Annotated in this window: 12 protein-coding genes; all 12 read left to right on the forward strand. The window is 63.7% G+C overall.

Annotated elements, in window-relative coordinates:
• Nucleotides 1-307: 307 nt before the first annotated feature.
• The 12 genes from EP837_RS02740 to EP837_RS02795 all read left to right on the forward strand — a co-directional run bounded on the left by EP837_RS02740 (nucleotide 308) and on the right by EP837_RS02795 (nucleotide 14,662).
• A complete protein-coding gene (locus EP837_RS02740; RefSeq protein WP_066524246.1) occupies nucleotides 308-2,455 on the forward strand; it encodes a TonB-dependent siderophore receptor in 2,148 nt (715 codons plus the stop codon).
• Nucleotides 2,456-2,558: 103 nt separating this feature from the next.
• Nucleotides 2,559-3,608, forward strand: a complete 1,050-nt coding sequence (locus tag EP837_RS02745; RefSeq protein ID WP_066524247.1) for a PepSY-associated TM helix domain-containing protein — start codon at nucleotides 2,559-2,561, stop codon at nucleotides 3,606-3,608.
• Nucleotides 3,605-4,531, forward strand: coding sequence for a 2-hydroxyacid dehydrogenase (locus tag EP837_RS02750; protein WP_066524249.1), 927 nt, complete (start codon nucleotides 3,605-3,607; stop codon nucleotides 4,529-4,531). Before EP837_RS02745 ends, EP837_RS02750 begins: the two co-directional genes overlap by 4 nt.
• 233 nt (nucleotides 4,532-4,764) lie before the next feature.
• Nucleotides 4,765-5,433, forward strand: coding sequence for a haloacid dehalogenase type II (locus EP837_RS02755; protein ID WP_066524251.1), 669 nt, complete (start codon nucleotides 4,765-4,767; stop codon nucleotides 5,431-5,433).
• A gap of 8 nt (nucleotides 5,434-5,441) precedes the next feature.
• Entirely contained in the window at nucleotides 5,442-6,725 is a 1,284-nt protein-coding gene (locus EP837_RS02760; protein WP_066524252.1) for an NAD(P)/FAD-dependent oxidoreductase, read from the forward strand.
• A complete protein-coding gene (locus EP837_RS02765; RefSeq protein WP_443019122.1) occupies nucleotides 6,704-8,257 on the forward strand; it encodes an ABC transporter substrate-binding protein in 1,554 nt (517 codons plus the stop codon). The genes EP837_RS02760 and EP837_RS02765 overlap by 22 nt, the downstream gene beginning before the upstream one ends.
• Nucleotides 8,257-9,237 carry an ABC transporter permease gene (locus EP837_RS02770; RefSeq protein ID WP_197486300.1) on the forward strand — a complete coding sequence of 327 codons (981 nt, stop codon included), beginning with the start codon at nucleotides 8,257-8,259 and terminating at the stop codon, nucleotides 9,235-9,237. Before EP837_RS02765 ends, EP837_RS02770 begins: the two co-directional genes overlap by 1 nt.
• The gene (locus tag EP837_RS02775) at nucleotides 9,234-10,055 is read left to right on the forward strand and encodes an ABC transporter permease (protein WP_066524259.1); all 822 of its coding nucleotides are present in this window, start codon (nucleotides 9,234-9,236) and stop codon (nucleotides 10,053-10,055) included. Before EP837_RS02770 ends, EP837_RS02775 begins: the two co-directional genes overlap by 4 nt.
• The gene (locus EP837_RS02780) at nucleotides 10,052-11,869 is read left to right on the forward strand and encodes an ABC transporter ATP-binding protein (protein WP_066524260.1); all 1,818 of its coding nucleotides are present in this window, start codon (nucleotides 10,052-10,054) and stop codon (nucleotides 11,867-11,869) included. The genes EP837_RS02775 and EP837_RS02780 overlap by 4 nt, the downstream gene beginning before the upstream one ends.
• Complete coding sequence (locus tag EP837_RS02785) at nucleotides 11,866-12,174, forward strand: (2Fe-2S)-binding protein (protein ID WP_066524261.1); 309 nt, start codon at nucleotides 11,866-11,868, stop codon at nucleotides 12,172-12,174. Before EP837_RS02780 ends, EP837_RS02785 begins: the two co-directional genes overlap by 4 nt.
• Nucleotides 12,156-13,529, forward strand: coding sequence for an FAD/NAD(P)-dependent oxidoreductase (locus EP837_RS02790; protein ID WP_066524264.1), 1,374 nt, complete (start codon nucleotides 12,156-12,158; stop codon nucleotides 13,527-13,529). Before EP837_RS02785 ends, EP837_RS02790 begins: the two co-directional genes overlap by 19 nt.
• Complete coding sequence (locus tag EP837_RS02795) at nucleotides 13,526-14,662, forward strand: NAD(P)/FAD-dependent oxidoreductase (protein ID WP_066524271.1); 1,137 nt, start codon at nucleotides 13,526-13,528, stop codon at nucleotides 14,660-14,662. Before EP837_RS02790 ends, EP837_RS02795 begins: the two co-directional genes overlap by 4 nt.
• The last annotated feature ends 60 nt before the right edge of the window (nucleotides 14,663-14,722 follow it).

Genomic DNA, 14,722 nt, shown 5'->3' on the forward strand with positions numbered 1-14,722 from the left:
CCTACCGAAGGCGGCCATTTTTATTGGGTTTTTGGGCAGTCGTAGTTGCGAACCAGACGCAGCATTTTCCCCTGTCCCTCGCCCTCATATTCACAATTATGCACCGTGGGGCACATCAAGTTTAACGTAATATGTCTGTAACCTGATCCTAGCCTTCCATTCCAGAAGAGGTGGCAAATCACCCAGTGGACCGGCATCCGGAAAGAAAAGGACCCAAAGAATGTCCGTTTGGAGAGAAGATAAGAACAGGCCGGCTCACCCCGTTCGCAGGACAAGTGGGAACAGCGACTTTATCAGGGGTAGCAATATGCGCACATATTCGGCTTTTCGTCTGGCCCTCGCCGCCAGCGCAGCCTGCATCGCCTTCGCACCGGGCGCCTATGCTCAGGCGCCGGCATCGGGCGATAACGCAGAAATCGTCGTCACCGGCCTGAAGCGGCAGTATTTCGGGGACACGCCGGTCAAGGAAATCCCGCAGGCCGTCCAGTTCCTGGAAGGCAAGCTGCTCGACGACCTCAATATCACCCGCCTCGATACCGCGCTCGAACTGGCGAGCGGCGTGTCCAAGCAGAATAATTTCGGCGGCCTGTGGGACAGCTTCGCGATCCGCGGCTTTGCGGGCGACGAGAATTTCCCAAGCGGCTTCCTGGTCAACGGCTTCAACGGCGGCCGCGGCTATGGCGGCCCGCGCGACGCATCGAACGTAGAGCGCATCGAAGTCCTAAAAGGCCCCAACTCCGCGCTCTTCGGCCGCGGCGAGCCCGGCGGCACGATCAACATCGTCACCAAGAAACCGCTGTTCAAGGAATTCGGCAGCTTCTCCATCGCGGGCGGTAGCTGGAACAACTATCGCGTCGAAGGCGACTTCAACCTGCCGCTCAACGACATGTTCGCGGTGCGCATCAATGGCGCGGTCGAAGATGCCGACAGCTTCCGCGACACGGTTCACACCCGCAAATATGTGGTGACGCCCTCTTTCCTGGCGAAATTCTCTGAGCGGGACATCCTCACCTATGAGATGGAATATGTGAACCAGGAAGTGCCGTTCGAGCGCGGCGTGGTTGCAATTCCGACGGTCCAGGCGAACGGAACGATCAACTATAAGCTTGGCGCGATCCCGAACTCGCGCTTCCTGGGTAATCCCAACGACGGCCAGACCAAAGTCGAAGTGCTGGGCCATCAGCTGCAATATCAGCATGACTTCAGCGACGATTGGACGCTGATGCTGGGCGCGGGATACAAGGACACGACCTTCACCGGCTTTTCCAGCGATCCCGAACTGGTGCTGAGCCGCCAGCTGATCGACAATGACGGGCAGACCCTGTCCCGCCAGCGCCGCTTCCGCGATTACAGCACCACACATATGGTGTTCCGCGGGGAAATCAGCGGCAAGATCGAGACCGGCTCGATCGTCCACAATATCCGCATCGGCGGGGATTGGGACCGCTTCAAGATCGAGACATTCCAGACCCGCTATCGTCCCAGCGCTGCGGATCAGTCTTACTCCATCAACATCTTCAACCCCAATTACAACATCCCCGCGCCGATCCCCACGACGGTCATCCAGAACGCGACCGAGATCCAGAAGGCCTGGGGCGTCTATGCTCAGGACCAGATCGAAATTACCGAGAAGTTCAAGGTTCGCTTTGGCGGCCGCTATGACGACTTCTCGCAGGACATCGATCTGCGGCTCAACAACACGAATCCGAAGAAGGCCTATACCAAGTTCAGCCCTATGGCCGGCATGGTGTTCGAACCTACCCGCTCCATCTCGCTCTATGCGAGCTACGGCAAAGGCTTCCGCCCCAACAGCGGCGTGGGCTTTGATGGCCAGCCCTTCGATCCGGAAATCAGCACCTCCTATGAAATCGGCGGCAAGTTCGTGACGCCGGACGGTCGGATCACCAGCACGCTGTCTCTCTACAAGATGAAGAAAACCAACGTGCTGACCACCGACCCGGTCAACGCTGGCTTCTCCAAGCCTGTGGGTTCGGCGCGCAGCAAGGGGATCGAGTTCGACCTAAATGCCAAGCTGCCAGCCGGGTTCGAGCTGTTTCTGACCTATGCCTATACCGACGCGGAGTGGGCCACGAACGCTCTTGATCCGAATTTCGCCGCTCCCATCCGGATAGGCGATCCCCTCATCAACATCGCCAAGCATCAGGGTAACTTCCTGCTGTTCAACAACTTCAACATCGGCGGACATGATGCGATGCTGGGCGCGGGTGTGAACTATGTCGGCCGCCGCCTGGGTGAAACCGCGACGACCTTCTTCCTTCCAAGCTACACGCTGGTAAAGGTCCTCGGTTCGTTCAACATCACCGAACAGATCAAGATCTCGGCGGATGTGAACAATCTCTTGAACAAGAAATATTACGCCAGCTCCTATGCGGCACTGTGGGTCCAGCCGGGCACGCCGCGCCAGTTCACGGTACGGGCGACATTCGACTTCTAATGCTTTAAAAAATTCGGGACTTGCAGTTCCGATGGCCGCCGGTGATCCGCCCCTCCAAGCCTGAGGGTCACCGGCGGTCTTTGCATTTCTTTCGAGGGAAGCGATGAACCGGGCGCAACTGTTTCGCATCCACAAATATGCCGGTCTCACCATGGCGGCGCTGCTGCTGGTGCAGGCGTTGACGGGCGCCCTCCTCCTCTACCGTGGACCTGCCGCCCGCTGGATGGACCCGTCAGCCATGGTCAGCCACGGCCGCGCACCCCTTATCTCGCCGGGCGCGGCCGTGCTTCAGGCCGAACGGGCATCCCCCGGCTTTGCCGTCTCGCGCCTGTTCGCGCCCGATGCCGACAATGCCACCTGGCTCGCGGAGATGCGCGGCGATGGAGGAAGGACGCGCTACGCCTCCATAGATCCCGCCGGGGGCAGGCTGCTACGCGCCGGAACGGTCTGGCATTTCCCGGTCGAAGCCGCGGTGCAGATCCATTACCGGCTGATGGCGGGCAAGCCAGGCATGATGATCATCCTGCTCAATGCGCTTGCACTGCTCACCATGGCGGCGACCGGCCTTGCCTATTGGTGGCCCAAGCGCGGGCCGATTTCCAAACATCTGTCAATCCGCTGGAGCATGGCCTTCCGCTTGGTGCTACGGCAGGCGCATCGGACGCTGGGCGTCGTCATGGCGCTGCTGCTGGCTTTCATGGCCGTCACCGGCTCGCTGCTGATCGTCCCGGACCTCATTGAACCAAGCGCCCCAATCGTCGATCGCACCCCCACAGATGCCGCCGCGATCGATCGCGGACTGGCGCTGGCGCAGAGCGCGTTCCCTGAGAGCGCCTTGCGCGATTTTCGTCTTTCCACCGACCGCCTGACCGTCAATTTTCACGCGCCGGAGCGCAACCCTAGGGCCGTACACCGCGCGATCGTCACCCTATCCGCTCCCCACATCATCAGCGCCACCCGCGCCGAGAATAATGGTGCGCTCTGGATGACGATCCTCCCCCTCCACACCGGAAACAGCTTTGGCGTGATTGGGCCGATATTATTGATGATCGTGGCGCTCGGCCTGTTGGCGCTTTGCATCTCCGGGCCGATCATGTGGTGGCAGGCGAAGGGACTGCGCCGCCGCACTCTTGCCAGAAAGCAAACCGCATGACCCTGCTCTACACTTCCGATCCCGAGCGCGGGCGGATCTGGCGCGAGATTTTCGCAGCCGAGGCGCCCGGCATCGGCTTTGTAACGCCGGAGGAAATGGGCCACCCGGCAACGATCCGCTATCTCGCCGCCTGGGACCCTTCGGCTGACCTGCTCAGCCAGCTGACTGGTCTTGAAGTCCTGTTCTCGGTCGGCGCTGGCGTCGATCAGTTCGACATGAGCAAGCTGCCATCCCATGTCCGTTTGGTGCGCATGATCGAACCCGGCATTACCGAGGGCATGGTCGAATATGTCTGCGGCGCGGTGCTGACGCTGCATCGGAACTTCATCGACTATCGCATCGCGCAACGGGAGCATCGCTGGGAGGCGATCGACCTCGTTCCCGCCGCCGCGCGACGCGTCGGGGTGATGGGGCTTGGGCAGCTGGGTCAGGCCGTGCTGAAGGCGCTCCTCCCCTTCGGTTTTGCACTGTCGGCATGGAGCCGATCGCGCCATCAGCTGGAAGGCGTCAGCTGCCATGCGGGGGAAGCAGAAATGTCCGCCTTCCTTCAGAGCTGCGACATCCTCATCTGCCTCGTCCCGCTCACTGGCGAGACGCGCGGCATCTTGTGCCGGGATACGCTATCCAGACTGCCTCGCGGCGCGGCGCTCATCAATGTCGGGCGGGGCGGCCATCTGGTGGAGCAGGATCTGCTGTCGCTGCTCGATGAAGCGCATCTTTCCGCCGCCATTCTGGACGTCACCGATCCGGAGCCACTGCCGAAGGGCCATCCTTTTTGGGATCATCCGCGCATCATGCTGACCCCTCATATCGCCAGCGTGACCCGTGCGGACACGGCTGCACGGGCGCTTATCGCCAACATCCGCAGACATGAGGCGGGAGAGCCGATGGAGGGCGAGGTGAGCCGCAAGCGGGGTTATTGAAGCAGCAATATTATGTGCCGCTGCCTAGACCCTCGCTGCCTTGCGACCACAGCTTTTCTGGCCTGATGTCAGGTCCGATCGAACCGCAGCAAACTATGCCGAAACACTGCTATAAAAGCTTCTGATCTGCGTCCCATGCCGAACCAATCGGAGACATGTTCTGGACGGCCCATGCCGTAATGACCTCATCGAAACGGCTTACCAGCCATCCGACAAAGAGGGGGAACCCACCCATGCCCAACTTCCGGCCCAAATATATCAGCTTCGACTGCTATGGCACGCTCACCCGTTTCCGCATGACCGAAATGGCAACGGCCTTCATGGCTGACCGCGTCGCAGCGGAAAACCTGCCTACCTTCTGCAAGGATTGGTCTGCCTATCGCCTCGACCAGGTGCTGGGCCCGTGGGAACCCTATCAGGAAATCATCCGCAACTCGCTGCGCCGCACCTGCAAGCGTTGGGGCGTGGAGTATCGCGAAGCGGATGCCGACGCCGTCTATAATGCCGTCCCGACCTGGGGCCCACATGAGGATGTGCCGGGCGGCCTGTCCAAGATCGGCGACAAGATCCCGCTCGTCATCCTGTCCAATGCGATGAACGACCAGATTCATCACAATGTCGGCATGCTGGGCGCGCCCTTCCACGCCGTCTATACCGCGCAGATGGCGCAGGCGTACAAGCCGCGCATGCAGGCGTTCGAATATATGTTCGACCAGCTCGGCGCGAAGCCCGAAGAGATGATGCACGTCTCCTCCAGCTTCCGCTACGACCAGAATACCGCGACCGACCTGCACTTCGGCTGCCGCGTGTTCGTGGGCCGCGGGCATGAGCCGTCCAACGCCTTCTACCGCGACGTCGAGATTCCGCATATCGGCGCACTGCCGGCGGTCGTGGGTCTCTAAACCCGGCGATGAACGCATCCCCCCTCTCCTACTGGCTTGCGAGCGCGCCCGCCTTTACCGGCGGGGCGCAGGGTGCGGTCGAAGGCAAGGCTGACGTCGCCATCATCGGCGGCGGCTTTACCGGGCTGTCGGCTGCGCTGGCGCTGGCGAGGCGGGGCGCGAATGTCGTGCTGCTGGAGGCGGGGCGTGTCGTCGGAGAGGCGTCAGGGCGCAACGGCGGCCAGTGCAACAACGGCACCGCCCATGACTATGGCGCGCTGTCCGCCCGCTTCGGCAAGGATATCGCCAAAGCCTATTATCGGGCCCATGTCGATGCCGTCGATCTGGTCGAACGGCTGGTGCGCGAGGAAGGCATCGACTGCGCCTTCAATCGCTGCGGCCGGGTGAAGCTCGCCGCCAAGCCCAAACATTATGAGAAGCTGGTGCGGGCGCATGACCTGCTGGCCGCCGAGGTGGACGAGAATGTTCGCCTCGTACCGCCAGAGCGCATGGCCGAGGAAGTGGGATCGGACGCCTTTCACGGCGCGCTGATCCAGACGACCAGCGCGCAACTGCATCCGGCGCGCTTCGGCCTCGGTCTCGCCGAGGCAGCGGCGCGGGCAGGCGCGAGGATTCACGAGCATGCGGAGGTAACCGGCCTCGATCGGCTGGCAAACGGCTGGCGCGTCACTACGCCCAAGGGCCAGGTCGTGGCCGATCAGGTGCTGGTCGCCACCGGCGGTGCGCCAGCCGCCGCGCCTTTCGGCTTCTTCCGGCGGCGGATCGTCTCGGTGGGCAGTTTCATCATCGCCACGGAGCCATTGGAGGACGCAATAATCGACAGGCTGCTGCCGAACCGGCGCAACTATGTCACCAGCAAGAATATCGGCAATTATTTCCGCCTGACCGCCGACAATCGCCTTATCTTCGGCGGGCGGGCGCGCTTTGCCATCAGCGATCCGCGGTCCGACCTCAAGAGCGGGCGCATCCTCGAACAGACCATGGGAGAGATCTTCCCGGCACTCAAAGGCGTGGGCATCGATCATGTCTGGGGCGGGATGGTGGACCTGACCGCCGACCGCCTGCCGCGCGCGGGCGAGCAGGACGGGCTATTCTATTCCATGGGCTATAGCGGCCATGGTGTGCAGATGGCCACCTATATGGGCCAGATGATGGCGCGGGTGATGGGCGGCGACAAAAGCGCCAACCCCTGGGCCAATCTCGACTGGCCGAGCGTCCCCGGCCATTTCGGCAAGCCCTGGTTCCTGCCGCTCGTCGGCCTGTGGTATAAATGGCAGGATGTGATCCATTGACGGACAACCTCCCCTTTTCGCGGCGAGAGCTGCTGGGCACGATGGGCGCGGGTCTGTTGCTGCCCGAAACGGCATTCGCCGCGCCATCGAAGCCGCGCGTCGGCGGGCGCATCCGCGTCGCCAGCATGTCCAGTTCGACCGCCGACACGCTGGACCCGGCCAAGGGCGCGCTATCAACCGACTATGTCCGCCATTACATGTTCTACAATGGCCTGACGGAACTGGACCGGCACCTGACCCCCCGCCCCGCTCTGGCCGACCGGATCGAGAGCAAGGACCAGAAGCTCTGGCACTTCCGCCTGCGTCGCGGCGTCACCTTCCACGACGGCGCGACGCTCACCGCGAAGGATGTCGTCTGGTCACTGCTGCGGCACAAGGACCCGGCGACCGGCTCCAAACTCGCGACCATCGCAGAACAATTTGCGGAGGTGAAGGCGAACGGTCCGCATGATGTCACGATCCGCCTGACCGGCCCCAATGCCGACTTGCCCACCATTCTTGCCCAATCACACTTCCTGATCCTGCGCGCGGGGCAGAAGGAGTTCCGCACCGCCAACGGCACGGGCCCCTATCGCTGCGCCCAGTTCCGCCCCGGCGTGCGGACGCTGGCCCGGCGCAACGCCAATTATTGGAAGCCCGGGAAGCCCTATCTGGAAGAGATCGAACTGATCGGCATCCCCGATGAAGTCAGCCGGGTGAATGCGCTGCTCTCGGGCGACGTTCACCTCATCAACGCGATCAATCCCCGATCGACCAAGCGCGTGCTTGCTTCGCGAGGCCATGGCCTGCTGGAAACCAAGTCGGGCCTCTACACCAACCTCATCATGCGGCAGGATGGGCTGCCCACCGGCAATCCGCATTTCGTGGCGGCGATGAAATATCTGATCGACCGGCCGCTCATCAAAAGGGCGCTGTTCCGCGACTATGCGACGATTGGCAATGATCATCCGATCCCGCCCTTCCACCCCTATTACCGCAGCGACCTGCCCCAGACGCGGCTCGATCTCGACAAGGCGAAATGGCATCTTCAGCGCGCTGGGCTCAGCGGCGTGCGCCTGCCCGTCTATGCCTCTCCCGCGGCCGAAGGATCGGTCGACATGGCGTCCATCCTTCAGGAATATGGATCACGCGCCGGCCTCAATCTGGCGGTCAACCGGGTTCCCGGAGATGGCTATTGGTCAACCCATTGGATGCGGCACCCTTTAAGCTTCGGCAACACCAACCCCAGGCCGACCGCCGACCTCATCTTCAGCCTCTTCTACAAATCGGACGCCGCCTGGAATGAATCCGGCTGGAAGAATCCCCGCTTCGACCGGCTACTGATCGAGGCGCGCGGCGAGTCCGATCAGGCCCGCCGCAAACAGCTTTATGGAGAGATGCAGGGGCTGGTGCGCAACTATTGCGGCGTCGGCATCCCTGTCTTCATCAGCTTGATCGACGGCCATGACCGGCGGTTGAAGGGACTGTACCCCGTGCCGCTGGGCGGCTTCATGGGGTATCAGTTCGCCGAACATGTATGGTGGGAAGGCTGATGGCGGGCGGGTCCACATCATCCGGGGTCAAGGCCGCCCTTGTCCTCACCGCCAAGCGCTTCGCCTCTTCGCTGCTGACGCTCTTCCTGGTGAGCGTGGTGGTTTTCACCATTGCCCAGCTGCTCCCCGGCGACGCCGCGCAGGAAGCGCTCGGCCAAAGCGCCACCGTCGAGCAGGTGGCCGCCCTGCGCCACGAAATGGGCCTCGATCGCCCTGCCCATGAACGCTACGCCTCCTGGCTCAGCGGCATGGTCAGCGGCGATCCGGGGCAATCGCTGGTTGCCAATATGCCAGTGTCCGAAGTCATCTCCAGCCGCCTGCCCAACAGCCTCCTGCTCGCCGCGCTGACCGCGCTGGTGGCGGTGCCCGTCGCGCTCTCGATCGGCATTGGCTCCGCCATGAACCGGGGTGGGCGGCTTGACCGCGCGCTCAATATCTCGACCCTCTCCATGGTCGCGGTGCCCGAATTTCTGGTCGCCACCCTCGCCGTGCTGATCTTCTCCGTGAAGCTGCGCTGGCTGCCGTCGATCGCGTTGGTATCGGACGATATGAGCTGGGGCGAATATCTGCGCGGCGCGGCGATGCCGATCTTCTCCTTGAGCATCGTCGTCATAGCTCAGATGGCGCGCATGACCCGCGCCGCCGTGATCGACCAGATGGATCGCCCCTATGTCGAAATGGCTGTGTTGAAGGGCGTGCATCCCGTGCGCGTGGTGCTGAGGCACATCATGCCCAATGCGGTCGCGCCGATCGTGAACGCGATGGCGCTCAGCCTTTCCTACCTGCTGGGCGGCGCGATCATCGTGGAGACGATCTTCAACTATCCCGGCCTCGCAAGCCTGATGGTGAACGCAGTCACCAGCCGCGACATGCCGCTGCTGCAAGCCTGCGCCATGATCTTCTGCGCGGCCTATCTCATCCTGATGCTGATCGCCGACGTCACCGCCATCCTCGCAAATCCCAGGCTGCGCGCACAATGACAGCTTCCTCCATTCGCTGGGCAAAAGCCCTTCCGCTCTCGGCCCAGATCGGGCTGCTCTTCGTCCTTTTCTGGCTGGCGGTCGCACTCGTCGGGCCGATGCTTGCGCCCTACCCAGTCGGCGCGTTCGTCGCCTATGACGTGTTTGACGGCATGTCCGCGCAGCATTGGCTTGGCAGCGACTATCTCGGCCGGGATGTGCTGAGCCGGCTCCTTTCCGGCGCGCGCTACACGGTGGGCCTCGCCGCCGCCGCCGCCCTGCTGGCGAGCGCGACCGGCACGGCGCTGGCGCTGACCGCCGCGGTCGGCGGCGCGAAAGTGGACGAACCGCTATCCCGCTTCATGGACACGCTGATCTCCATCCCGTCCAAGATCCTGTCCCTGGTGCTCGTCGCTGCCTTCGGTTCGTCATTGCCGCTGCTTCTGCTGATCGCCGCCATCACCTATGTGCCCGGCAATTATCGGATCGCCCGCGCACTCGCGGTGAACCTGGCGCAGATGGATTATGTGCAGGTCGCCCGCGCCAGAGGCGAAGGCCGCATCCACCTTGCCCTTTCCGAAATCCTGCCGAACATGATCCATCCACTGCTCGCCGATTTCGGCCTGCGCTTCGTGTTTATCGTGCTGCTGCTGTCGGGCCTTTCCTTCCTGGGCCTCGGCGTGCAGCCGCCTGACGCCGATTTGGGCTCGCTGGTGCGGGAGAATATCTCCGGGCTTGGCGAAGGGGCCTTGGCGATCATGATGCCCGCCATTGCGATCGCGACGCTGACCGTCGGCGTCAACCTGCTGATCGACGGTCTCAAGGGGAGGCCCGCATGACCGCTCATGTCGAAGTCAAAGGGCTGCGCGTGACCGCCCGCAACGCAGCGGGCGAGACTTTCCCCATCGTGAGCGACATCGACTTCGCGTTGAAGCGGGGCGAAGTGCTGGCGCTGATCGGAGAATCCGGGTCGGGCAAGACCACCATTGCCCTGACGCTGCTCGGCCATGCCCGCCCCGGCGCGAAGATCGCAGGGGGCTCCATCCGGGTAGGCGATAACGAAATCCTCTCGCTTGACGCAAAAGGCTTGGCGGCGCTGCGCGGCAACCGGATCGCCTATATCGCGCAGTCGGCGGCCTCCGCCTTCAACCCGTCGCGCACAATCATGGACCAGGTGATCGAACCCGCGCTGATCCATAATCTCATGCCGCGCGCGGCGGCCGAGAAAAAGGCGATCGAATTGTTCCGCGCTCTCGCCCTGCCATTTGCCGACACGATAGGGTCGCGCTACCCGCATCAGCTTTCGGGCGGACAGCTGCAGCGGCTGATGGCCGCGATGGCGCTCATCACCGATCCTGAACTGGTTATCCTGGACGAGCCGACGACCGCGCTCGACGTCACCACCCAGATCGAGGTGCTGCGCGCCTTCAAGGCCGTGGTGCTGGAACGCGGCGCGACCGCCATCTATGTTTCTCATGACTTGGCCGTGGTCGCGCAGATGGCGGACCAGATCGTGGTCCTCAACCAAGGCCGCATCCGCGAACAGGGCAGCGCGGACCAGATTCTGCACCGCCCCGCGGATGATTATACCAAGACATTGATGGCCGCCGCGCGCCCTGCCATCCGCCCCGCACCCAAGCAGGCGAACATCCCCGCCGCACCTTTGCTCGAAATCCGCGATATGACGGCGGGCTATGGCAAGATCGGCAAGGATGGATGCCCGCGCATACCGGTGTTGCGCGATATCAACCTGACCATAGAACGGGGCGCAACGCTTGGCGTGATCGGCGAATCCGGGTCGGGCAAGTCGACCATGGCGCGCGTGATCGCCGGGCTTCTTCCTCCCGCCCAAGGCGATATCCTGCTCAATGGAGAGCCTTTGCCGCCGGGCCTTCAGGGCCGCAGTCGGGACCAGTTCCGGCGCATCCAGCTGGTGTTCCAGAATGCCGACACCGCGCTCAACCCAGCCCAGAGCGTCGGCCAAATCCTTTCCCGCCCGCTAGCCTTCTATCATGGCCTGAAAGGGAATGGCGCGCGCCTCCGGGTTTTGGAACTGCTCGACCTCATCCGTCTACCCGCGACCGTCATCGACCGTCGTTGCGGCGAATTGTCCGGTGGGCAGAAGCAGCGCATCAACTTAGCCCGCGCGCTCGCCGCCGATCCGGAACTCATCCTCTGCGACGAAGTCACCTCCGCCCTCGACACCGTTGTGGGCGCGGCGATCCTCGACCTCATGGCGGAACTGCGCAAGGAACTGGGCGTCGCTTACATGTTCATCAGCCACGATATTTCCACCGTGCGGGCGATCTGCGATGACATACTGGTCCTCTATTCCGGCACGATGGTCGAAAAGGGCGCGCGCGAAGGTTTCCGCTCCGCTCCCTTCCATCCCTATACCGACCTGCTGATCAACTCGGTGCCCGAAATGCGCGCGGGATGGCTGGAGGAAAGCGGTGCAGGCCGTGCCCCGCCGCTGATCGGCGCATCGGCCGACGAACCCGATCTCTGCCGCTTCCTCGCCCGCTGCCCGGCGCGCATCGACGGCCTCTGCAACATCACGCCACCGCCGCGCCACAGCCTGTCGAAGGGCAACAGCATCCTGTGCCATCATGGAGAAGATAGTTTGACGCAAGTTCAGGGCGTCGCTGCATGAACGGACGCTTCGTTCGTTTGGGCGAAACTGATCGCTCTCGCATCATCCTGCATGTGGATGGCCATCCGGTGACGGCGCTGGAAGGCGACACACTCATGGTTGCGGTCCTCAGCACTGGCGGGACGCTCCGCCAGTCGGAGTTCGGCGACGGCAACCGCGCGGGCTTCTGCCTGATGGGGGCCTGTCAGGATTGCTGGGTCTGGACCGAAGGCGGCGATCGCCTGCGCGCCTGCTCCACCCTCGCAGTAGCGGGCCAGCGCATCCTCACCAGCCAGCCGGAGGCGACATGGCCGAACCTCGCATAATCATCGTCGGCGCGGGGCCTTCCGGCGTGCGGGCGGCGGAGGCTGTGGTGAAGGCGGGACTGCGCCCCACCGTCATTGATGAGGCGCGGCGCGCGGGCGGTCAGATCTACCGCCGCCAGCCCGACAATTTCACCCGGCCCTATGAAAAGCTCTACGGCACCGAAGCCGCGCGGGCGAAGGCGCTGCACGACAGCTTCGACGCCTTGCAGGGACAGATGGACTATCTGCCCGAAACGCTCGTTTGGAACATCGCTGACCAACAGGTCTGGACGCTGAGCGGCAACGCCCATCAAACCCTTCCCTATGACGCGCTGATCCTCTGCACCGGCGCGACCGATCGGCTGATGCCGATCACGGGATGGAACCTCGCTGGCACCTACAGCCTTGGCGGCGCGCAGGTCGCGCTCAAGTCGCAGGCGGTCTCGATCGGCCGCGAAGTCGTCTTCATGGGTTCTGGCCCGCTCCTCTATCTCGTCGCCTCGCAATATGTGCAGGCAGGCGCGAAGGTCGCCGCCGTCCTCGACACCTCTCCATCGGGCGCCCGCATCAAGGCGCTGCCAGACCTGCTGGCCCTGCCGTCAGTGCTTTGGAACGGCATCCAGCTCACTCGCGCGCTGGCCAAGGCGGGCGTCGCTGTCCACCATCAGATCACTCCCGTCGAAGTCGTGGGCAAGGCGGATAGCGGCGTCACCGCCGTCCGCTACCGCACTGCTTCGGGCGCGGAACAGACGATCGCTTGCGACGCGGTGGCGGTGGGCTACCACCTCCGTCCCGAAACCCAGCTCGCCGATCTCGCCCGTTGCGCGTTCGTCTTCGATCCGGCCACGCACCAATGGCTGCCGCAACGGGATGAGGACGGCCGCGCCAGCGTGGAGGGCGTTTACCTGGCAGGTGACGGCGCAAAAATCCTGGGCGCCCGCTCTGCCGAAGCCAGCGGAAAGCTCGCCGCCCTCGCCGCGCTCTCCGACCTGGCTATCGTCACCGGCGAGGGCGAGATGAACGCCCTGCGCCGTGAGGTAGCGACCTACACCAAATTCGCACGCGGCCTTGCCAAGGCGTTCCCCTGGCCAGCCAGCCAAGCGGCTGGGCTCCCTGACGAAGCCATCGTCTGCCGCTGCGAAGCGGTCAGCGCAGGCGATCTCCGCTCCGTCATGCGCGAAACCGGCGCGGTCGAAGCCAATCGCGCCAAAGCCTTCAGCCGCGTCGGCATGGGCCGCTGCCAAGGGCGCTATTGCGGTCTCGCCGCAGCCGAACTCATCGCCGCCGAGGCCGGAATCCCGGTCGAGCAAGTCGGCCGTCTGCGCGGGCAAGCGCCGGTCAAGCCGCTCCCCATCGCCATCGGAGTAGAAGAATGAGCGCGGCCACCGACGTCATCATTGTGGGCGGCGGCCTCATGGGCAGCTCGGCCGCGCTCTTCCTGCGCGGCCATGGCATGTCCGTCACGCTGCTCGAAACCGACCTGATCGGGCGGCAGGCAAGCGGCACCAATTTCGGCAATGTCCGCCGCCAGGGCCGCGCGCTGCACCAATTGCCCCTCGCCAACCGCGCGCTCGCCATCTGGCGCAAGTCGAAGGAATTGCTGGGCGCGGACGTGGAATATCTCCAGTCCGGCCACATCCGCGTCTGCTATCGCGAGCGGCCCGAGCTGGTCGGTGCGATGGAGGAATATGCCGACAAGGCGCGGCTTGAGGGGCTGGACCTCCAACTCCTCACCGGCAACGCGCTGCGGGCGAAGTTCCCCTTCTTCGGGGCCGATGTGCTGGCGGGCTCCTATTCCGCGATGGACGGCCACGCCAACCCGCGCCTCGCCGCCCCCGCCTTTGCCCGCGCTGCCCAGCGTATGGGCGCGACGGTGCATGAGAATACGAAGATCGTGGATGCGCAAAAGGTCGGCGAGGATTTCCTGGTGACCGCCGAAGATGGCCGCACCTTCCGCGCGCCGATCCTACTGATCACGGCGGGCGCATGGGGCAATGCCCTTTCCTCGCAATTTGGCGAGCCGGTGCCGATCGTCCCCAAGGGACCCAATATGAGCGTCACCGAGCCGGTGCCCTATGCGATCCACCCGGCCGTCGGCGTAATGACCCCGCTGGAGGAGGAAACCGTCTATTTCCGTCAAGTCGCCCGCGGCAATATCGTGCTCGGCGGCTCGACGCGCGGGCCATCCTATCCCGACGAGTATCGCGCCTATGTCCTGCCGCAGAATACGCTGAGCCAGCTGAAGCAAATCCGCCGCCTCGCGCCCGCTTTGGGCAAGCTCAACATCATCCGCGTCTGGTCCGGGATCGAGGGCTATCTGCCCGACAGCCAGCCCGTCATGGGACCAAGCGCTACCACCAGCGGCCTCTATTACGCCTTCGGCTTTTCGGGCGCGGGGTTCCAGATCGGCCCGGGCGTGGGCGAAACGATGGCGGAAGTCATCGCCAAGGGCGCGACGGATATCCCGATGGAGCCTTATCAAATTGGCCGGTTTGCCGAAGTCGAATAACTCCACTTAACCCCTCCGCAACCCCTTCCCCGTTCGGGCTGAGCCTGTCGAAGCCCCTCA

This window comes from Sphingobium sp. EP60837 (genome assembly GCF_001658005.1).
Classification (GTDB): Bacteria; Pseudomonadota; Alphaproteobacteria; order Sphingomonadales; family Sphingomonadaceae; genus Sphingobium; species Sphingobium tyrosinilyticum.